This window comes from Nitrobacter sp. CN101 (assembly GCF_055390255.1).
This window is the reverse complement of sequence record NZ_AP038833.1, coordinates 1,855,778-1,875,313: the sequence shown is the minus strand read 5'-3', so window position 1 is coordinate 1,875,313 and position 19,536 is coordinate 1,855,778. Positions and strand designations below refer to the sequence as shown.

General features: G+C 58.3%; 13 protein-coding genes and 1 pseudogene. 6 read left to right on the top strand and 8 right to left on the bottom strand.

Going from position 1 to position 19,536, the window contains the following annotated elements; genetic code table 11:
* Nucleotides 1-213 precede the first annotated feature (213 nt).
* From ACZ5IL_RS09335 to ACZ5IL_RS09320, 4 genes are all read right to left on the bottom strand, one after another.
* Nucleotides 214-483 (bottom strand): hypothetical protein, encoded by a 270-nt coding sequence (locus ACZ5IL_RS09335; protein ID WP_464596454.1) that lies wholly within the window; start codon nt 481-483, stop codon nt 214-216.
* Nucleotides 464-1,969, bottom strand: a complete 1,506-nt coding sequence (locus ACZ5IL_RS09330; RefSeq protein ID WP_464596453.1) for a S8 family peptidase — start codon at nt 1,967-1,969, stop codon at nt 464-466. Before ACZ5IL_RS09330 ends, ACZ5IL_RS09335 begins: the two co-directional genes overlap by 20 nt.
* Nucleotides 1,970-2,010: 41 nt before the next feature.
* The gene (locus ACZ5IL_RS09325; protein ID WP_464596452.1) at nt 2,011-3,516 is read right to left on the bottom strand and encodes a tyrosinase family protein; all 1,506 of its coding nucleotides are present in this window, start codon (nt 3,514-3,516) and stop codon (nt 2,011-2,013) included.
* Nucleotides 3,517-3,618: 102 nt separating this feature from the next.
* Entirely contained in the window at nt 3,619-4,131 is a 513-nt protein-coding gene (locus tag ACZ5IL_RS09320; protein WP_464596450.1) for a hypothetical protein, read from the bottom strand.
* A gap of 336 nt (nt 4,132-4,467) precedes the next feature.
* Between ACZ5IL_RS09320 and ACZ5IL_RS09315 the strand changes: the two genes are divergently transcribed.
* The gene (locus tag ACZ5IL_RS09315) at nt 4,468-6,762 is read left to right on the top strand and encodes a DUF2235 domain-containing protein (protein WP_464596449.1); all 2,295 of its coding nucleotides are present in this window, start codon (nt 4,468-4,470) and stop codon (nt 6,760-6,762) included.
* A gap of 85 nt (nt 6,763-6,847) precedes the next feature.
* Here the strand turns inward: ACZ5IL_RS09315 and ACZ5IL_RS09310 are convergent, their stop codons facing one another.
* The gene (locus tag ACZ5IL_RS09310; RefSeq protein ID WP_464596448.1) at nt 6,848-7,552 is read right to left on the bottom strand and encodes a single stranded DNA-binding domain-containing protein; all 705 of its coding nucleotides are present in this window, start codon (nt 7,550-7,552) and stop codon (nt 6,848-6,850) included.
* A gap of 929 nt (nt 7,553-8,481) precedes the next feature.
* Here ACZ5IL_RS09310 and ACZ5IL_RS09305 point away from each other — a divergent pair.
* Entirely contained in the window at nt 8,482-8,892 is a 411-nt protein-coding gene (locus ACZ5IL_RS09305) for a hypothetical protein (protein WP_464596447.1), read from the top strand.
* A 218-nt stretch (nt 8,893-9,110) separates the two neighbouring features.
* Here ACZ5IL_RS09305 and ACZ5IL_RS09300 read toward each other — a convergent pair whose 3' ends face one another.
* From ACZ5IL_RS09300 to ACZ5IL_RS09290, 3 genes are all read right to left on the bottom strand, one after another.
* On the bottom strand, nt 9,111-10,976 hold the full coding sequence (locus ACZ5IL_RS09300; RefSeq protein WP_464596446.1) for a di-heme-cytochrome C peroxidase: 1,866 nt from the start codon (nt 10,974-10,976) through the stop codon (nt 9,111-9,113).
* 306 nt (nt 10,977-11,282) lie between these two features.
* Nucleotides 11,283-12,530: a cytochrome P450 gene (locus tag ACZ5IL_RS09295; protein WP_464596444.1), complete on the bottom strand. Its 1,248-nt coding sequence runs from the start codon at nt 12,528-12,530 to the stop codon at nt 11,283-11,285.
* A gap of 151 nt (nt 12,531-12,681) precedes the next feature.
* Nucleotides 12,682-13,290, bottom strand: coding sequence for a hypothetical protein (locus ACZ5IL_RS09290; protein WP_464596443.1), 609 nt, complete (start codon nt 13,288-13,290; stop codon nt 12,682-12,684).
* A gap of 221 nt (nt 13,291-13,511) precedes the next feature.
* Between ACZ5IL_RS09290 and ACZ5IL_RS09285 the strand changes: the two genes are divergently transcribed.
* The 4 genes and pseudogenes from ACZ5IL_RS09285 to ACZ5IL_RS09270 form a co-directional block, all read left to right on the top strand.
* Nucleotides 13,512-16,355, top strand: a complete 2,844-nt coding sequence (locus ACZ5IL_RS09285; RefSeq protein WP_464596441.1) for a peroxidase family protein — start codon at nt 13,512-13,514, stop codon at nt 16,353-16,355.
* A gap of 926 nt (nt 16,356-17,281) precedes the next feature.
* Nucleotides 17,282-18,070: a nodulate formation efficiency C protein gene (locus ACZ5IL_RS09280; protein ID WP_464596440.1), complete on the top strand. Its 789-nt coding sequence runs from the start codon at nt 17,282-17,284 to the stop codon at nt 18,068-18,070.
* A gap of 766 nt (nt 18,071-18,836) precedes the next feature.
* Nucleotides 18,837-19,244 carry a hypothetical protein gene (locus tag ACZ5IL_RS09275; RefSeq protein WP_464596439.1) on the top strand — a complete coding sequence of 136 codons (408 nt, stop codon included), beginning with the start codon at nt 18,837-18,839 and terminating at the stop codon, nt 19,242-19,244.
* Nucleotides 19,245-19,317: 73 nt separating this feature from the next.
* Nucleotides 19,318-19,461 (top strand): annotated as a pseudogene (locus ACZ5IL_RS09270) (exodeoxyribonuclease III); the annotation flags it as partial.
* Nucleotides 19,462-19,536: the final 75 nt, after the last annotated feature.

Genomic DNA, 19,536 nt, shown 5'->3' with positions numbered 1-19,536 from the left:
CGGCCCACGATCCCGACCCGTCGCCCTGGGGTCGTGAATTCCTGCCCGCACGCTCGGATGGTGGACTAATGCAGAGGATGTACGGCATCTTATCTCGAAAGCGGATGACCAATTCAAAGCCTTTCTAATATTGTATGAGCCTTCCATCCTTCATGCCTGTTGCCACAGCTGCATGCCGTCTCGCGATAAGGCGACTGACCTCGTAAGTGACGATCAAGGCTTGCGTCTCGGAGGCCGTGCAGATTCCTGGAACGGCTTCACGGGGCTATATTGCCGCTCCTCTGAAATTTGCAGCCCAAGTTGCCCGTCCGTTACAGCCTGCAAATCTTCGCTGGTGCCCTCGACCCGCAACATCTTCGTCGAACGTTCAATGATTTGAAGGCCAGGGTGATTCTTCACCACTTCGACCACCTGATCGGGTAGCGGCCCCGGGCCTCGTTGCCTTAGAATAAAAACGACCACCTTACGCGTCGCCTCCTTCATACGGTATCCCAGCCCCCTGCAGATCGGCAGGAAAGCCGAGCGAGGCCGCCGCGCCCAACACGAGCTGCGCGAGACGCGTCGAACGCTCTGACCTCCGAGGCATGCTGAGGACTTCTGTGTTGCGAGCGAGCATCCGTGCCGCCATTGCACTAACAACCGGACAGGCCATCGAGGTCCCACTCAACACTCCGTACCCGCCCGGCACTGTTGAGACCACGCCAGCCCCAGGTGCTGTGAGGTCCACCTCGAGGCCCGCGTTGGAGAACGCGGCGATATAGTCGTCGGAATCAAGACCAAACGGCGGCGTCACGTCGGCCGCCTCGACCGACTCATCCGGAAAGGTTCCTCTTCGGCCTAGCGCTGAAACCGCAAGGCAGAGCGAGTCGCGCGCCGGGAATCCCACGCTTTGGCGAAACGAGTTCCCCGTAGCTGCAACCGGCAGCACCCCGCCTTCGCGTGCATCCTCAATCGCGGTGCGCACAGCCGGATCTTCAACACCATCTTCAAGGATGAAACTCATGTTGAGGATGTCGCAGCCGTCACGAACCGCGGCGTCGATCGCCTTTGCAACCGAGAAATTGGATGCAAGACCGCCCGCTGAGCCGAACGCCCGGTAACTTCGAATCCGAGCGCCCGGAGCAATGCCCCGAACTCCCGTCGGGGCCGTGCCCCGGCTCGCAATGATTCCGGCCACGTGAGTGCCGTGCCCGGAGCCGTTGTCCGCGTCGCCCTCACAGACTAGGTCTGCATGAGGCCCGACACCACCATCAATGACTCCGACCGTGACGCCGGCACCAGTGTCAGCTTTAGCGCTCGGAAAGAAGTGTCTAAGGCTGTCGGCGCGCGTCAAATCGATCGGCTGCAGAGAGATGGTCGCTCCATCGTTGAGCACGAACTCGGATTGAAAAAGCCCCCAATATCCGGCGAGCGGCGGGTATACGTATAGCCTCTCAAGTCGCACCGACATGGTCTCGAACGCGAGCAGAGCCAGTCCGTCCTCGTCGGATACGCCATTCCGCCCTTCCCGAGTCGCGAAATTCGTAAGAGCCACGACTTGAGCGCCTTGAACAGGGCGTCCCGTCAGCCTATCGACGATCCTGAGAGAAAGCGAACCTACGCTTCCAGGATCCGTAGCTACGGCCCCAGAGAGCGCTGCAGGCCGAGGGGCCAAAGCAGGCCGGTAATGAACGACCGGAACCAAGTCAAGCTCGGGGAATGCCGCCCGAAGAGCTGGAATGTCGCGCCTGATCACCTCAATCAGCTTGGGCCCCTCTCCGCGGATCGAATCGATGACACGGCAGCGAACGCCCTTCGCCAGGGTCACGGCTGCGCGAAGTTCAGACAGCTGATCCGTTTCGTGCACAGCACCCGCCAGCGAGTCCAGCTTGCGCAGAACCCTCCTGGCGGCCGCCGACAGGGACGGTCCCCGAGCGCGTAACCTGCGCCGCGACATGAGTATCAGTTGCTCGATACGGTCGTCGTTCATTGGCCATGCTCCCGGGGGCCACGCCGACAGGCCAGCCTAGACTACTGCCGTACGAGGGCAACCGACCCGACCGCTGGCCGCGCGTCCTCTGCCGCCGCGCCCGCGGGCGCGATGCGCACCGTCGGAGGAGTGCCATTGCCCGCCGCGGCGCCAGTGACCCTGCCCGTCACGTCAAAGCTGTAGAACTTATCGGACTGTGCCATGCCGCCGTGCTCGCCGTGTCCCACGGCGTCGAAGAAGTTGATCGCACCCACGGGGCCCGAAGCCGGGCCGGAGGGAGCGCCAGACGGCGGATCGAGATAGACGTTGTAGCGGATTCCGGGCTGGGCGTGTGCCTGCAGATTTTGCAGGACCAGGAAGACGCGCTGGTTTTGGCCGCCCGCCGCGATCTGCGCGCTCATCGGCACCGCGGCAGTCGTCGTGAGAGGCACTGATACCGCCGCCCCGCTCAGATTGACAGGCCCGGGCTGTGCTTGCTGGGCGATGATCGATGGAGCAAAAGCAGCAACCATAGCTCCAGCGGGCGTCGGCGGAAGCGGCGGAACTGGTAATGGCTGATCGTAGGTATAGGCACCGTTCTCGATCGCCTCGGGCTCCACGAAATCACGGTTGACCGGGTCCACCCGGCTGCTGTTTTCGTTGGCAAACGCGAAACTCTGGTCGAGCCAGCTCGTACTGGTCGGGTTCTTTCGCCCCGCCTTATTCCAACTCCACCACATACGGTCGATGTTGCAGTGATGGAGCCAGAAAATCGGGTCCCGAGCGGCCCATGGCACGCTGCCCATGTTCGAAGTGTTTCCGACGAGCACGTGGACATCGCCGTGAATCCCCCTCTCAACATCAGCGCTGAAACCGAGCGCAACACCTTTTATGTCGAAATCCCGCCGGGCAAGCGCATCAAGATTTAACGGCGCATCCGCATCCTGATCGATGGGCTGCCCTCCATTCACATTGGCCGTGCCAGGAATGGAGCCGTCGTTGCGATTTGCACGGAAGAGCACCTTGTACAAAGGATCATTCGGTCTGCGAAACTGTTCAGGAATCGCCTTCTTTCCGTCGGTCGTGTAGTCCCAATATGGCAGCGTGAAGGTGGCGTCGTTGAGCTGTTTCTGAATGATCCGCTCGAAGAGATAGACGTACATGCGATGCCACGGGAGGAACATTCGCTGTTGCTGCGGTAGTCCGTTCGCTTGATGCGGTTGGCATGTATTCCACGTCGCGAGCGCGAGAAGCCGGCTCGGATCGTTCGGCGGCGCCCCGGAATAAAGCCGTGCGACCTCGGCCGCCATTCCCTTAGTGGGATCGACCGAGTGCGTGTACCATTGGAACAGCCAAGATAACGGACTGGCCTCCGGTGTCTGAACCATCATCTTAGCGACGGCTCGGGCATATTTTTCCAGCATTTCCTGTCCCTGCGGGCTTGTCGCCTCGTACCGAGTCAGGACGGTAGCTGGTTGTGCGTGCGCTTGATGAACCCAGGCCGGCAGCGGAATTGTCGCAAGAGCCGCACCGCTGGCAATGAAATTTCTGCGTGAAAGCACGGGCATGGTCGTCCTCCTCAAAGCTGCACCGGAGGAGAGTACACGAACAACTATGAGCAGCAACAGCTTAACCGCACCCGCAAACCGATGTGCCCATCGCGCCCGAGATTACCGGGCGTCCAGCCTGATCACGCCAATAGAAACGGCAGCCTGCTCCAAAAGGGCATGCAAACGAGACCACTCGGGGGAGCCAGGCGCTGCAGCCTCGGATCGCGCTCCGACCGCAGGCCGTATCGTCACGACAAGTATGCCCCGCGAGTCTGACGCAACCAGAGACCGAAATCGCTCTGTTATATCAAAACTTAGAAGTTCTCGAGTTTCAAAAAGATTGAAGCGACCAACACGCTCGTAAGAACCCGGCGCACTTTCATCTCCGATGAGCACCTCGAACAGAATACCGGGTGGCTGGTCAAAGCGGACATGCTCCAGGACAAGGTACACCCTCGCGGCGTTTCCTATATCTGCGCTGATATCCGCAAGAGGGCGATCGCCGAGTGGAATATGGGTCGGCTCGGAGCCAAGCTTGATAGGGCCCTTCTGCACCGAAATCCGTGCCAAACCTGTGGCCTCGCTATTCCTTGTTGCCTTTTGAGCAACCGAGTCGCCGTTTCCGCCGGCCATTGCCGCAGTTCCAAGACTCACAGCGAACAAAGTTGCTAGGTACTTATTCATGGCTCTGCCGAGAACACATATAGGTAACGATCGCGGCAACATCGAGGGTAGCCCGAGCGATGGAAATAACCCTTGGCCTTCGCATTTGACTGCATCGATGATGACTTAAGGTCATCTGTCCAATGAAGGCTCAGGTCGCGGTCCGCTTGGCTAGGTATTTTGGCTAGGTATTAATGTCTCGCACACCATCTGGCTTTTTAGGCGCTAGCGCGTTCGAGTGCTTCGCGGACGTCTCTGGCTCAACAACGCCATTCGTTGTATTTTCGCAGCGTCCTAGGGGGCGGAGTGGCAGCAGAGAAAATCGTAATCCTGTCCGATGGCACGGGCAATGCGGCGTCGAGCGTGTGGCGTACCAATGTCTGGCGCGTCTTCCAAGCGTTGGACCTGCGGAGCAACAAGCAGGCCGCGAAATACGATGACGGCGTGGGAACGTCATCGTTCTTGCCGCTGGCGATACTGGGAGGTGTGTTCGGTTACGGGCTCAAGCGTAATATCCTGGATGCGTACGAGTTCATCTGCCGCAACTATGATACGTTGCCGCCTTCCAAGATCTATCTATTCGGCTTCAGCCGCGGGGCGTTCACTGCCCGCGTGCTTGCGGCCCTGGTGCTCGACCAAGGTCTTGTCCAGGCGAACACCGGTGCCGAGCTGCATAATGGCGCCCTCAAAGCGTATCGAGCCTACCGCGCCAAGAATTATCACTCGATCTGGCGCATAGAGGTTCCGTTCAGATTATTTCGAGACTACGTGCTGGTGCCGATCTGTGACAAGCTTCGCGGACGCCAGTCTTATTCCAAGATCATATTTACCCCGGTCCCGTCCTTGGAATTCCTCGGGTTGTGGGACACGGTGGCAGCCTACGGCTTGCCGATCGACGAGATGACGCGGGGCATAAGCAATTGGGTCTGGCCGCTCGAACTGCCGAACCGGGTGCTCAGCGACAAAGTAAAGTTCGCACGACACGCCCTGGCACTCGACGATGAAAGGACCACGTTCCACCCGGTCCTTTGGACCGAACAGCCGCCCGGAAAATCGGTGTCGCCTGTGCCGGAAAGTATCGCCGGGGAACGTCTGGTCCAGGCCTGGTTTACCGGGATGCATGCCAATGTCGGGGGCGGTTATCCGGACGACGCACTCGCGTTCGTCCCGCTCTACTGGCTGATCCAGGAAGCGCAGAAGTACGGGCTGTCGTTCAAGTCCGCGCCGACGGCCGATCCGGACGCCTTAATCGCGATGGCCTCATCGCAAGACAAGGACGGGCGCCTGTATGATTCGCGTGCCGGTCTCGGCTCCTATTATCGCTATGGTCCGCGCAAGGTCTTCGACCTGTGCAACGATCCGTCGGTAGGGGTTAGCATCCCCATGCCCAAGATTCATGAAAGTGTCTTCGGTCGCATCGACAGCGGCGCCAATGCTTACGCGCCGATTGGCCTGCCATCGGAGTATGTTGTCTTGCTCGGCGATGGCACCGTGCAGCCGCTTGGTGCAACGACGTTCGAGACGCCTGCGCAGGCCGCGGCGCGTCATGTTCAGCAGGAACGGCTGTGGAATTACGTCTGGCTTCGGCGTCTTGCCTATTTTGCCACTCTTGCAGCATCGTTCCACCTGGCCGCGTTCTGGCTCTTTCACCATCTTCGCCCCGAGCATGAGTTCACATCAAGCGTTCGGCTAGTTTCGGAGATTGTCAGGTTTTTCGAGTCGTCCCTGCCGAGATCGGTCCATTGGTGGACCGACTGGTATGCGACCAATCCGGAGTGGCTCCTGGCAGGAATTGCCGCGATCGCGCTGTTCATGGGCCTCGGTTCATCCCTGAGCGGCAAGATTCACGATGGGATGCGAGTGATCTGGCAGTCGCGTGGCAGCCAATCAATCTTGCCAGACAGCCTGGTCCACAAAGTCATTTACTGGTTTCGCAACCTGCGCATCTACCGATGGGTCATCCGAGTCGGCAGGCGGCATGTGCTGCCGGCTTTCTTCGCCTTGGCGATTGTGTGGATCGTTGCGACAGCTCTCAGCCATCTGGTGTTCAACATTGCGGACTCGGCTGGGGCCTTCTGCGCGGGGTCTGCAAAGGCGGAGTTGAAGGCTGTGAACCTCGGCATCCCGCAGCCCGCCAAGGATTTCTCGACCGACACGTTCTGTGCGCCGACCGGGCTGGCAGTCAAGGCGGGGTATCTATACGAGATTGTTGTCATGATCGATGCCCCCTGGGCCGACGATAAGATCCCGACCACGCCGGTCGGTTTCCGGACCTCGACATTGGAAGGCGTGCAGGAATGGGCATCCAGGAGCGCTATCCTTCTCAGGCGCGTTCTTTTCCGGCCGTGGTTCAGGCTCATCGCCAGGATCGGCGAGAAAGGTGTAGATGAATATTTCCTCGACCCTGTGAAGGTCAGAGGCAGTACGCCGGTGTCGTTCAGGGATACGATCAGGGCTCAGCGCAGTGGAGAGCTATTCCTCTACGTAAACGATGCGGTGATTGGTCTGCCGTGGATTTACTCGTCTTTCTATGGCCCGAACAACAATCGGGGCAGCGCGAAAGTCACGGTCAGGCTTTGCGGTCAGAAATGCCGGGAATGAGCTGATGTGAGCGAGGCATCGCGTCCGAGATCTTCAATTCTCCGGTTAATCGCACGCAGATTCGATTGTATCGACGGCGCCGTATTCACATCGGCGGCGCCAATCCGTCTTTGCCATACGTAATGCGTGGAGCTTGCAAGGTTCCATCAGATTGCTTTTTCGCTGCGACAAAGATCTTGGTCCCCGGTTTAAGGTCGCTCCTGTCACCAGTGACGAAGGTGACGATCGCAGTGTCGGGGGTAACAAGAATCTTCTTCTCTATGCCCTTGTACTTGACGGAAAGTATCTGTCCATCAACCCCGGCGACAGTCTGCTCAACATTCGCGTTGGTCATTTTACTCTGCGGCTTGAGGTCCCAGTCATAGTGGCCTTCGCCTGTTCCCCGCATCGATTCCGGGAAGATGTGCACCTCGATCGCCCTTTGGCTGCCGTCTGCTTGCGTCATTCCGGTTGAGCCGACGAACATGCCGGGCTTGATCTCGGTCATCGTCGACTTCACGATTGCTACAAAGAGCGGTTTGTCGGTGAGGGTCAGCTTCACCTCCGCACCGTCGCGATTCTTGATCACGAATATCGACCCGTCGACATGTTCAATCGTACCCCGGATACGAACGGTTTCCTGCGCCGATACAGGCAATGCGGCGCACATCAGGGCGAAGCTTGCGACTGCGAACGCGCTCCGTTTCAGGTCTGGCATAGTGATCCCTTTCTGGGTTGCGTTTCCTCGGGGTAATCTGATCCTGCCGACGTTCTCGGCCGGGCCGAGAGGATCTTGATCGAGCGTCAGCACAGGCGCATTCTTCGATAAGACCCAGGCAAAATTCCGATCGGGCCTCGTCGCAGCTTTCCATTCGACCTCAAATCTGCCTTGCCTCCTCCGGCTCAGCGGATGCAAACTCTATCGAAAACTGCGGAGGAGTTAATCCGCTCGCTCTGAGGGAGATACGAGGGTGAAGAGCTTTGGCCTATCCACCGCAGTCGGCTTCTTACTTGCAGTGGCCCTGACGTGGTGGGTTAGACCGGACACTAGTTCGGGAACGATCTTTCTCGTCGTGACAGTGACGCTGTTTTGCACGGTCATGGGCACGATTTTTAGCTTTCTTCTTGGCGCAATCAGGAAGGAGAAATGACATGGCCAAATTGCTCATTCGCTTCACTTGCTTTGCTGCTTTGGCTCTGTGCCTCAACTTGGCCAGCGCTCGTGCTGATTGCGATCCGCGAGACCGAAATTGTGACCAAAGCTATGGCTCCGACTCTGCTCGAACAAAGGTTAATTCGTTCCGCAACTCGTCACCGGAAGGGGCCGGCAGTCATAAGAAGAAACGCAAAGGCAGATCGGGACGCTTCGTTGGAGAGTCCGGGCCTGGACATTCAGGAAATGCCGGCTCTGGCCGGTCCAGCTACCGCAACGGCACCGGTGGCGGTGGCGGTGCTACCAACGGAAATGTAGGTTATAGACCCCGCTCCGCACCTACCATGAGTCGTCCAAGCCCCTCAATCGGCGAACGTGGTGACTCTGCATCGCATAGGCCGTTACAGCCTGTCCGAGCATATCTGCGGGCACAAGAGATACCGCCGTCGGATGCAGGAGCCTATGGCTTACTCGTACTACACTCAAAGCCTACTGCAGCAAGCCGTGCCAAGCTTCTGATGGTCTGCAAGGCCTTCGTTGCCTTTTTTCCGCGAAGCGAAACTTCGAGTGTTCCAGTCGTAGATCAGATGGTGACGATCTGGCCGTTGGATGATCCTCAGGCCAGCGAGGCAAAGGCTGATGACTGCGAGTTTGTCCTGGATCATTACGATCTTGTGGCCTCACAGCTCGCCATTTCAGACGCGCAGAAGCAACACGTAAACTTTGAGGGAGAAGGTCCGTTCCTTGTCGGTTGGTCGCCATCTAAAGCGAGAGGGGTACCTGACGCTCTAGTACTCGTCGTTGACATGTCCGCCGACAACAATCAGGCAGATATCGACCACAAGTTCAGGTTTTGGAAAAACAAGATCATTGAAGATCCGTCGCTGTGGCGAAATGGCTGGTCGGTGGAGCAAGTTCGTCAAGCGATCCACAATTTTGCAGAGGAATATGGGCAGTCGATGCTAGAGGCTATCAAGCTCTTCGGCGCTAAACCTTGACCACCCTGAGCCAAAATCGAACACATGCGCCGTCAAGTCCTCCCGTAGCCCTAGGGAGATTTAGGGCCTCGAGCGGACCGGCATTTCCACGAAATCTGCGGAAAAGCCGCTGAAGTGCTGGCTAAGTTGACGGCCTGCGCGCGGAGCGCGGCCGCCTATGAAGTTGCTCCGCACGCGCCACCAGCCTGGCACTGCCGCCGCCCTGCATCGGCGACGGCTCATATCGTCTTTAAAAATTCAATCAGTGCCCGCCGCTCGTCTGGCGTAAGCTTGCGTCCGATTACACCATTCGCATGTGGCCCATCATTGAACTCATGGCCAGTATTGCGGTTGCCTCGCAGCGCTGTATCCAGCTTGAAACCGCCAGTGAACCGTCCCGCTTCCGGATCGGTTTTTGAGCCGAGGCAACGCAGGTCAAGATTGTCCTCAGGCGCGGCCGATGCCGTTATCTGATAGCCCATGCAGACGGGATCGTACTCACGCCGACCCAGGTAGAAGGTCTTTGGCCGCTCCGAAACCGGTGAAAGTAGCGCGTAGATATTTGGGACAGCGCCGTTATGAATGAAAGGCGGCGTTGCCCACACTCCGTTAAGTGGCCGCATCTTGTAGGCGAGCGGATGTTGGATCAAGTTTGGCCGAAACCCATTCAACTCGGGACGCTCGGATTCGGAAACGTTGTGAGCGTCATACCAATGAGTCACTACCTTCTCGACCACTTGGCCGAGGGCTGGTCCAAACTCGTTTGTGGCGATTCCTAAACTGTCCGGAATCACCACCTTCCGATTCCTCATGTCCTCCGCCTGCGCTGGATCGGTACCGAGGTCGGCGATCGTCTTTGATTTAATTTCAAGATAGCGCTGGTTAAAATTGTTTGGTGGTAACCACGCCTTCGAGTCCCAGAATGCCTTGGTACCAACCGGCGGCAGATGGCAACCCTTGCATAAATCGTCATAAAGTGCCCCGCCTCTCGCGGCGAGTGCGGTGTCGATGGGTCCCAGAATCTCCTCTGGCCATTTCGGCGCAGTCAGCCCCGTGAAGCCGTTCGTTTCGCTTGGCTGATTCCCCGCGATTGACTTCTCAATGTTGGCAAGCGCCTTCACCTGAACCTCGGAACTGAACAATCCTTTCCCGGGGTCGGTTAGATTGATCAACGCAGAAACCCCCATCGCCTCGCCTGCGTTGCGCACCATCGGCTGCATAATCGACGCGTTGTACTGCACCCAATCGAACCAGGGAGTGGTCCAGATGTGAGGGAAGTTCACTGGCGCCGTGGTGGCGGCGTAGTTCTTTTCTCTGGCTTCAGAACCCAGGGAGAGCCCAAACACCTGGTTCCCGATGCGGTTCAAGGCGTCAAGACGGCCATAGCCTTCGTCAACGCTCGTCTCAGCGACTTTCTTGTCGAGCTTCCTGATGACATCGAGCTGGTCCCACACTGCGGTCAGCTGTTGACGCAATTCCGCCTTGTCTTCCTTACTAGCGTCCTCCCCGAGAACATTTTTCGCAAACCGATCGAAGCGGTCGGAGAAAAAACTCAGAAAGCGGCCGGAAGAGAGCTTCGTAAGCAAAACCGAAATCCCGAGTCCTTGTCGGAACTTGCCGAGGTCGGTCAGAGCCGGGCCACCCTCTATGAGTACGGTCGTGCCGCGATAGGCAAGCCGGCCGGTGTGGCAGGCGGCGCAAGTAAACCCGAGCCGTGTCATGGGCTCTTTGGTTCGTGGGTTGAGCCACGGCTGCCCTGCCGCCGTGCGCATCGTCCCTGCTCGTGCAAAACCTACCGGTAACTGGTTCTCGCCACCCCTGGTAGCACCTGGGATGAATCCATATCGGTCGAGATAAGCCGGATCGCTTAAGCGACCGACATCGCCCACGAGCGACAACCGCGGCTGCTCCAGCGCGATGAACCACTCATAGGGTATGTTGAGCGTCTGGGTTCCCTGATCGGCGTGATGAAATTTTTCACGTTGATTCTGGTCCCAGCCTTGATCGAGCCACACGGCTTTTTTAATGGGCGCGTAGTCTGGCAAGCTGACGGTCAGCTTATCTCGGTAAAGCTTGAAGCCAATAAGCGACACGGCAACGATCACGACCGCGACGATACCGATTCCGGTCTTCACCCCACGTTTCGTAATCACTTTCCCCTCCCGCTCCACCACTGAAAGCCACAATTCGATTCGTTACGACAGAATGATCTTCTAATCGACAATTAGACCGACGTACGAGCAAAACGTCCAACCAGCAGCTGTGACGCGCTGATCATCGCAGCTGGCGACGGCCGCGTTGCACGGAGCTCAGTCGGAACGTGCGGCCGCAAAGAGAGCAGAGTTCACCGAATCGAAACGGTATTTCACCGTGCATGCAGCTCCCGCTGAGGGCTCGCGCCCCGTTTAATCCTACGCGCCTGCCCCGTGTCCGATGACGAAATGCTCGGCGAAAGGGCCGCCGGCCATGTCGACGTGCCCGGCATCGCCCTCGATCAGCCGAACGCCAGGCAGCAGGAGAATCTGCCGGATCGTCTCCGGAATGATAGCATAAGCGACGAATTGGCCGAGGCATTCGTGCGGTCCGAAGCCCGTATGCAGATAAGATGTGCGGCGGCGGACGCGAAATTCGTTCGGCTCGGGGAAAACACCTGGATCGAACATGGCCGAGCCAATGCCGACCGCAATAACCGACCCGGCCGCCACTGTGGTCTCGTGCGGGCTGCCCGGGGCGAGCACCGCCCGTCCGGCAGCGACGCGGGCGACGAAGGTGGTCATCGGGTTAAACCGCAGCGCTTCCCAGACGATTGCGTCGAATGCTGCGTCATCCGAGGATCGAGCCGCTTCGATCGCGCGCACGGTAACGTCGTGACGCAACAGGATCTGCTCGGTGGCGTTAACGATAGCTTGCGACGTCGTTTCGATCGCGCCGACCAGCAGGCCACAGATGTTGCTCACCACCTGCTCAGTATCGAGGCCAGAGAGATCGCGCGCGGTCATTCGCAGCAAACGCGAGACGCTATCCTCGCCTTGCGCGTCGCTCCAAGGCTCACGTTCGACAAGAAACGAACGAATCCATGTCCGCATCTCGGCACCGGCCGCGTTGCAGGCATCAAGCAGGGAGCGGTCGTTTGTCGGGTTGTGGAACATATCGGCCTGCGTCGCCCACGACCAGCGCAACATGTGCGCATCGTCCGGCCCCGGGAAACCGAAGCTTTGCTGCACGACGCGCAGCGGCACGAGCCGGGAGACGGTCTGCACGACGTCAACCGTAGGCGGCGGCACGGCGGCGAGGGCTTCGGCCGCCGTGCCTGCCGCTAGAGCACGGATTGCCGGCACGTCCTCCCAACGGAGCAGCGCGCGCATCACTGATTTGTCGCGCCAATTCTCCACCGCTCCGTCGCGGGCCAGCATGAACGGACCGACTGAGTCGTCCATATGCGGCGCGTAAGGCACGCGGAACGTCTCGTTGCGGGAAAGCGTATCCACGACATCCGACCAACGCGCCAGAACCGTGAAGGGCGGTAGTGTCATGACCGGTCGGTGCTCGCGCAACTCACTGAACAGCGCCCTCCAGTCGCGTCTGAGCCACTGATAGAACAGTTCGGTGCGGGCGGGATCGTTTGCGGGCAGAGCATCGAGCGCTTCGAGGAATGGCATGACGTCGTCACCAATTGCTGTGGCCAGAAGACAAAAGCTTGTGCCGATCGATTGCACAAGGGCAGATCCCAGAATTAGATCATGGTGGGCGCGTAATGCTTTCAGGCCGAATCAAATATTCTATACTTGGCTTCCGGCTTATCCACAGAGTCTAGAACACCGGCTTGGTTGGTGGATTATGTGGATCCTGAGGCTCTATGTTCACCTCATAGGCCAAAGGCCGAGTGGTAATGATTTGGAATCTGCCGTTGACGATTCTCATGGAATAGAGACCGGCGCTAGCGCCCCTCGGCGGTATGCAAGATTTGGTTTCGCCGACGCGACGGGTGTTCAGATCGACGGTTCTGAAGGTGCTATGTTCATAATCGATGTTGTCCTTGGTCATGCGCGCTGTGCCGACCGCTTTCCCTAAACCTGCATTAGAGTCCTTCACGCACGCGCCATGATTGCCGACCTTGCGCGACGTCACATCATCATAATGGCACGATCCGTCTCGCGATTTAGACCACATCTTGTGGGCATATTGCAGTACGCCGCCATCATACTTGATAAACGCGAGCGCCAGGCATTGGTAATGGCCGCCGACCCGCTTGGAGCGCGCATCGACGTCTCTAACCTCGCCATAGTAGACCGGGTCGCCCGTCTCCTGCGACCAGAGCTTGAGATGCGATACAACCTCGGCAGGGTCGGTGACAGTCTGCGCAGCAACGCTCGATGACGCGCCAGCAATCGCAATGATCGAGATCAATGCTCTCCACATGATCTATCCTCTCTTATAAAATCATGCACTAAGTTCTCACGGTCTTCGGACTTGAGCAAGAACTTCGGTATCGCAAGCCTAGCGCGGTAAACAAAAGCTTGCCGAAGCGAGAACGCCGGTCGACGCAGTTGCTGTTCGAGAAGTTGCGCGGGCTCGGATATGACGGTACCGTCGTTGGCAGACAGTCGCTGTTTGCATCGGGGCCCGGTAGGAGAAAAAATATGCGCCGGTCATATCTCGTTATCGGAAGCATCATCTGCGCGACCGCGATGGTTGCGAGCGCGGGAACACCAGCGCCTGCGCAGGAAAATAAGCTGGATGATCTTGGGGTCCTGCGGGCGTGCATCGCCCTCGGCCTGCAAAGCCTTGATGAGGAGAAGCCTCTCCGCCCGATCGCGACGCAACGCAGCGAGCGCTTCCAGGGGAAGGTCGCGGAGACGAACCGCCTGATGTGCCGCGGCGGATCAAGTGCGGTTCAACAACGGCCGACCCCGTGGGTTGACTGGTCGAACTATTTCGGCACCGCCTCGAAGAGATCGATGCTCGATGTCCGCGACCAACGCGGCATCACCGGCGCCTTGATCGATCTCGAATATCAGCGGATGGAGCTGATTAAATTCAATTTGTTCGACAATAAGACCTTTGCGCAATATGCCGGTTCTCCCACCGGGCCGGTGCTAAAAAAGTGGAGCGAGATGCGGCTCGAGCCGACGCATCCAAGCTTCGCCAGCGTCGGCGGCAATGGACCACAGCGCTGCGACGGAGACTTGATCCGCCATCGCACACTGACCGGCATCTGCAACGACATCGAGAATCCCGCAATGGGAGCCAGCGGGCAGCTTTTCGCCCGCAACGTGGAGTTCGAAAGCACGTTTCCTGATATTGGCGCTAACGAGCTCGCCAAGAATCGGCACGGCGACCGGCTCGGGCTGCTAAAGCCAGATCCGCAGCTGATTAGCCGCAAGCTGTTCACGCGCGACCAGACCGGGGCGCGGAATTGCAATCAAGGGCATGGTGCGTCCGATTCAGTCGACGCCGACTGCCCGTACCGCAAGGCGCCGTCCTTCAATGTGCTCGCTGCCTTCTGGATCCAATTCATGACGCACGACTGGTTCTCACACCTCGACGATTCGCGGAACGACCAGTCGCACATCATGACGAGCCTCGGCTGCGCGACGCCGGAGGCAGTCCAACTCGGCTGCCGCCCCGGCGACAAGATGGACGCGGCACTGATCGCCGACTCCACCGCTCCCGCAACGTTCAAGGCCGCGGAGACTGGGACCGAACGACCCGCGCGGTCCTACAAGACGACGCGCAACAACGTCACGGCCTGGTGGGACGCGTCGCAGATCTATGGCTACGACGAGCGCTCGGAGCGGCGCGTCAAGCGTGATGCGGCGGATCGCGCGAAGTTCGACATGCGGCCAGGTCACACCGGTGAGAAACTTGGGTATTTGCCTGTGTTCGGGAGTGCATGCCCGCCTGGGGCGACGACCGGACAGTGCGACCCGATTCAGCCCGAATGGGCCGGCCAGGAAGCTACGGCCTTTCCGGACAACTGGTCCATCGGCATGAGCTTCTATCACAATCTGTTCGTGCGCGAGCACAACAGCTTCGTGGATGAATTTCGCAAGCAAGCGGCACTCACGCCGAACGCCGATTCGGGTCTGCGCAACCCCGCCAATCCGCGGCAGGTCATCACCTATTCGCAAGTCACGCCCGAGGAGCTCTTCCAAGTGGCGCGGCTCGTGGTGTCGGCCGAGATCGCGAAGATCCACACAATCGAATGGACGACGCAGCTTCTCTATAACGAACCGCTATACCGGGCGATGAACTCCAACTGGTCCGGCCTTATCGATCAGGACAAATACCCGGTGATGAACCGGATCGTCGAGCGCATCCGCGACAAGTTCAGGGCGTCAAGCGACCCCAGGGACGCCAACGTGCTCGCATCGGCGGTGTCGTCGGGACCTGGGATCATCGCGACCGGCGCGAACAAGAAACTGGTCGACGAGAGTACGGGAAAGTGGGACCCGAAGATCGTGAACGGAGGCACCAGCCATTTTGGGTCACCGTTCAACTTTCCGGAGGAGTTTCCGACGGTCTACCGCTTGCACCCCCTCGTACCGGACCTGCTCGAATTCCGCCAGATTGAGAACGACCCGAACCAGATCCGTAAGAAGGTGGCGGTCATCGACACCTTCCGCGGCAAGGCGACCGCCCGGATGCACGACGGCGGACTGGCAAACTGGGCCCTGACGATGGGCCGCCAGCGCCTCGGTCTGCTGTTCTTGCGCAATCATCCCCAGTTCATGCAGAATCTCGATCTTCCCCCGCGCCTCGACACCAAGATCGACGTTGCCGCCCTCGATCTCATCCGCGACCGCGAGCGTGGCCTGCCACGCTTCAATGAACTGCGGCGGCAGATCGGCCTGCGCCAGTTGACCAGCTTTGAGGACTTCATCGACAAACGACCTGATGTCTCCGAGGCGGACAAAAAGCTTCAGCGAGAACTAGTGGATTCTCTGCGGGCGATCTACGGCACGCACAAGTGCGACGTGAGCAAGCAGATCACCTCAGCGCAGCGCAATCCCGACGGCTCGCCGATCAACGACTGCCTCGGCAATGCGAATGGTAGCGAGGTCGACAACATCGAGGACGTCGACATGGTGGTCGGATGGCTCGCCGAGACGACCCGCCCGCATGGCTCCGCCATTTCAGAAACTCAGTTCCATCTGTTCATCCTGAACGCCTCGCGCCGCTTATTTAGCGACCGGTTCTTCACGTCGAGCTACCGCCCAGAGTTCTACACGACCTTCGGGCTCGATTGGGTCAATAATAACGGCCCGGGTGGCAAGCGGATGGAGCAAGGCGAGCCGAACGGCCACGAACAGGAGGTCGCTCCGCTTAAGCGCATCCTGCTACGCAACGCCCCCGAGCTAGAGCCCGAGCTCAGGCACGTGATCAATACGTTCGATCCGTGGGCGCGCGATCGCGGCGAATACTACTCCCTCGAGTGGAAAGCGCGCGTAGACGCAAAGAGCGATCCGTCATTCAAAAAATGACCCAGATCGCAGTGCTCGTGAATGCTTGGCAGGTCCGGTCGAACCAACCGGACCTGCCTTTTCGTTGCGCGCGTGTCGCTCGCGGGAAGCCAGCGCCATCCTGGATTGGCCGGACGACCTTGCTGGACGAGAGTGCTGCGTTGCGCTCGCTTTCTCGCTTGCACTGGACATGCTCGTTCACCCTCTGACTTTGTTCCGTTCTCAAAGAACGAATCAACATCGCCATACAACCCGGCGTAACTCCTAACAGTCAGTGAAGAAGCCATAGAACCATTATCGCCCACATTCGCCAAAGTACCCGTTGGCGAAGCCTCCAGCTTCACCAACAGGACGGCTGAGACTTCCGTTGACCAAAAGCAACCTGATCGCACTTAAGGAGACGAGATCTCTCCACCGCGCCATTTTATCAAATTCTTGTTAGCTAACTAGCTCGCGCGAGACACGCGTCGTTACCTTGCGCAAAACGCGCGATCTGCTAAACCGCGCGTTTTGCGATTGAAGGAATGAAGATTTGCCCACGAAGAAAAAAGCTGTTCGCCGCGAGTGGACGAAGGACGACGTTCGCACTCTTAAGGCGCTTGCGAAGCAGAAGGCAGGCGTAGCGAAGATTGCAAAAATGTTGAAACGAACACCAGGCGCAACGGCAGCCAAGGCGCATACCATAGGTGTGTCGTTAAGCACTCGATAGTGGTGTCAGCACTGAGCAACGGCTTAGATACTCTTACTCGTCCTGTTCATTCTTACGGTTGGGCCGCTTGGCTTGCGTCCGACGTTTGGGCATCTAAATGCTGAGCGATTACTGGCATTCTCTGTGCTGGGGTTTGCCTTCTCTCCTGTTATCCCCGTCGACTCATTGTCATCTTAATTCTGCTAGCGGGGATGAGGCACGGTCAGATTGATTGCAACTCGCTGGGCGCAAAAATCCCATGATTCATCGTTGGCTGTTACTCTTTGCTACGTTCGCCATAACAGGTGCAATTTTTGATCGTGCATACGCCGAAGATGACGTGTTGATAAAACGCGTCAAGACCACGTGGCGAGCGCAAGATGGAGCGACGATAGACGATATACTGTCCCGCGCGGCCAAGATTGCCCATTTTGTCCCGAGAGGTTGGGAAGTCGGTCAGAAACATGACTCTGAAACCCCCGTGGTCTTTTCGTGGGCTAGAAGCCAAGGCGACAAGTCTGACGACGCATATACAATCTCTTGGAATATATCGGCCAAGGGCGACATGTCACTCGGCCCGTCTTACGCGAAGACAATGCAACTCGGTTGGCAACCGTTCGCGTTGTCCCTCATTGCCAGAGAGATGGCAGACGAATACCCGCAGCCTAACGTTGCCTTTTTACATGACACGTCCAGCTACGACTTTGTTGTTACGGCGCAGGGTGGACTAGGCGATCTTCTGAAGAAAGGACGCTGCACAATAGGCGATCCTGTATCTCTCGACTACGTCGTTCTACCCAAGGAGGCCCCCAAGGAGGATGTTTGGCGGCTACAGATTTCGGTAAGTTGCGAGATCGCCGGCCCGTCATATTTTACGCGCGACGGCGTCATTATCTTCAAAAAGACGAATAGCGACCCGTGGCAGCCGGCGTCATTTTTTGCTCGGCGCATCGCGAAATATCCTCCCGGCCATTGGTTCGAACAAATGGAGCCGGAGGAGCAAAAAGCGTTTGACGCGGTCCGCAAAGCACTCAAGGGACCACGGTAACAGTGAGGATCGGACATATGCCGGACTTTTTCTTCTTCCGGATTGTCATGTTACTCAGACACCACTCCGCATCCGCTCGTTCCTGACGATTGTCGTTCCTCTATTCCCTTCAGGTCTTGCGACTCTCGACGCCGACTGTGTGGCGTAGGTACCATGAGGGAGTTCGAGCGCTGTTCTCTGCGCCGCAGATCTCGTCGGTGATTCCACTCGCGCCAGCGACATTTTGTCAAAGTTCGCGACGAGCGGGCTTCTTGGTTCCGCTGGCCTTACGCTTGCGCGGCTGTCTTTGCTCGCCGATCTCGGCAAACGGATTTGGCAGCATAGTTTTCATATCGATCAGACGAGACGCGGGAAAATAACTGCGGTCGGCCCGCGATATGTGGCGTCGCGCCGCCATCCGATCAGCTAGATCATTCGGGGTGCTAAGCATCGCGATACTCCACGTGCGACACTTGAAATGTAACTCTTGCGCCGGAGATTGCGAGTTCAGTATTGCGTGATCGATTGGTTCAGGCAGCACCAACACCACCCGCTCCATCGCGCTGCCTGGCATCTTTCCCGGCTAACCAGCGCCGATCGCGCAACGCGCCGCAGGCGATATCGTGCGCCTGGGTCATTCCGAGCACTCTGCGCAGAACCGCCCTGTACGCCTCCATATTCGAATATGAACAGATATTCAGCTACTTAGCGCAAATTTCTGGGTGATGCGCCGGAACGCAAACCGTCCGTGTTAATTAGCCTTCCACACGTTAATGGGAGTTGGCTTATGAACAAGTTGATTGTAGCGATGACAGTTGGCGCGGCTGTACTGTTCAGTGTTTCCGCTGCAAACGCAGCCAAGCAAAAGGGCCTGACCGACGTCTCCCAGACGTCAGCCGGCAGTAAATCTCAACATCGGCATTATCGACATTCTTCTGGGCGTCAGCACGATGGCCACCGCCATAGCCGGCACTATGGCCAATCTGGCCATGGTTACTATCGTCAGCAAGGAAGCGATAGTTACGCTCCGCATGGCGGCAACTATGGTGGCTCAGGTTATGGCGGGGGCGGCTATGGCCAAGGCGGCGGCTACGGTGGCCCAGGTTACGGCGGAGGATATGGCCCAGGTTACGGCGGGGGCGGCTATGGTGGGCCGGGGGTTGGCGTCGGCAGAGGCGGATACGGTGGTTGGTAAAAAAGAAGCCCGCAGCGATGCGGGCTTTTTACATCAACGCCCTTAGGGACGTACAGGCGAGATCGCCATGATAAAGGATCATGGTCTCAGGCTTGACCACTTTCTTCTCAGCCATTCCGTTACTTCCCGCTTCGTAGAAGCGGGCGTGGATGGCGACGTAAGAGGCAAAGACAACGCCAGCGATCACGCACCGGCCTGGATCAAGCTAAATTTATGAAGTCTGAAGGGTACACCAGAATCTACCGCTCATTGGTCGCAATAGATAGATCCGAGATAGTTGCCGCCACGATCA

What these genes read in the sequence shown, in the direction of transcription:
- ACZ5IL_RS09280 (WP_464596440.1), top strand. Translation starts at nt 17,282, where the DNA reads ATGATTCATCGTTGGCTGTTACTCTTTGCTACGTTCGCCATAACAGGT.
- ACZ5IL_RS09335 (WP_464596454.1), bottom strand. Translation starts at nt 483, where the DNA reads ATGAAGGAGGCGACGCGTAAGGTGGTCGTTTTTATTCTAAGGCAACGA.
- ACZ5IL_RS09295 (WP_464596444.1), bottom strand. Translation starts at nt 12,530, where the DNA reads ATGCCATTCCTCGAAGCGCTCGATGCTCTGCCCGCAAACGATCCCGCC.
- ACZ5IL_RS09285 (WP_464596441.1), top strand. Translation starts at nt 13,512, where the DNA reads ATGCGCCGGTCATATCTCGTTATCGGAAGCATCATCTGCGCGACCGCG.
- ACZ5IL_RS09330 (WP_464596453.1), bottom strand. Translation starts at nt 1,969, where the DNA reads ATGAACGACGACCGTATCGAGCAACTGATACTCATGTCGCGGCGCAGG.
- ACZ5IL_RS09290 (WP_464596443.1), bottom strand. Translation starts at nt 13,290, where the DNA reads ATGTGGAGAGCATTGATCTCGATCATTGCGATTGCTGGCGCGTCATCG.
- ACZ5IL_RS09320 (WP_464596450.1), bottom strand. Translation starts at nt 4,131, where the DNA reads ATGGCCGGCGGAAACGGCGACTCGGTTGCTCAAAAGGCAACAAGGAAT.
- ACZ5IL_RS09275 (WP_464596439.1), top strand. Translation starts at nt 18,837, where the DNA reads ATGAACAAGTTGATTGTAGCGATGACAGTTGGCGCGGCTGTACTGTTC.
- ACZ5IL_RS09305 (WP_464596447.1), top strand. Translation starts at nt 8,482, where the DNA reads ATGGTGACGATCTGGCCGTTGGATGATCCTCAGGCCAGCGAGGCAAAG.
- ACZ5IL_RS09325 (WP_464596452.1), bottom strand. Translation starts at nt 3,516, where the DNA reads ATGCCCGTGCTTTCACGCAGAAATTTCATTGCCAGCGGTGCGGCTCTT.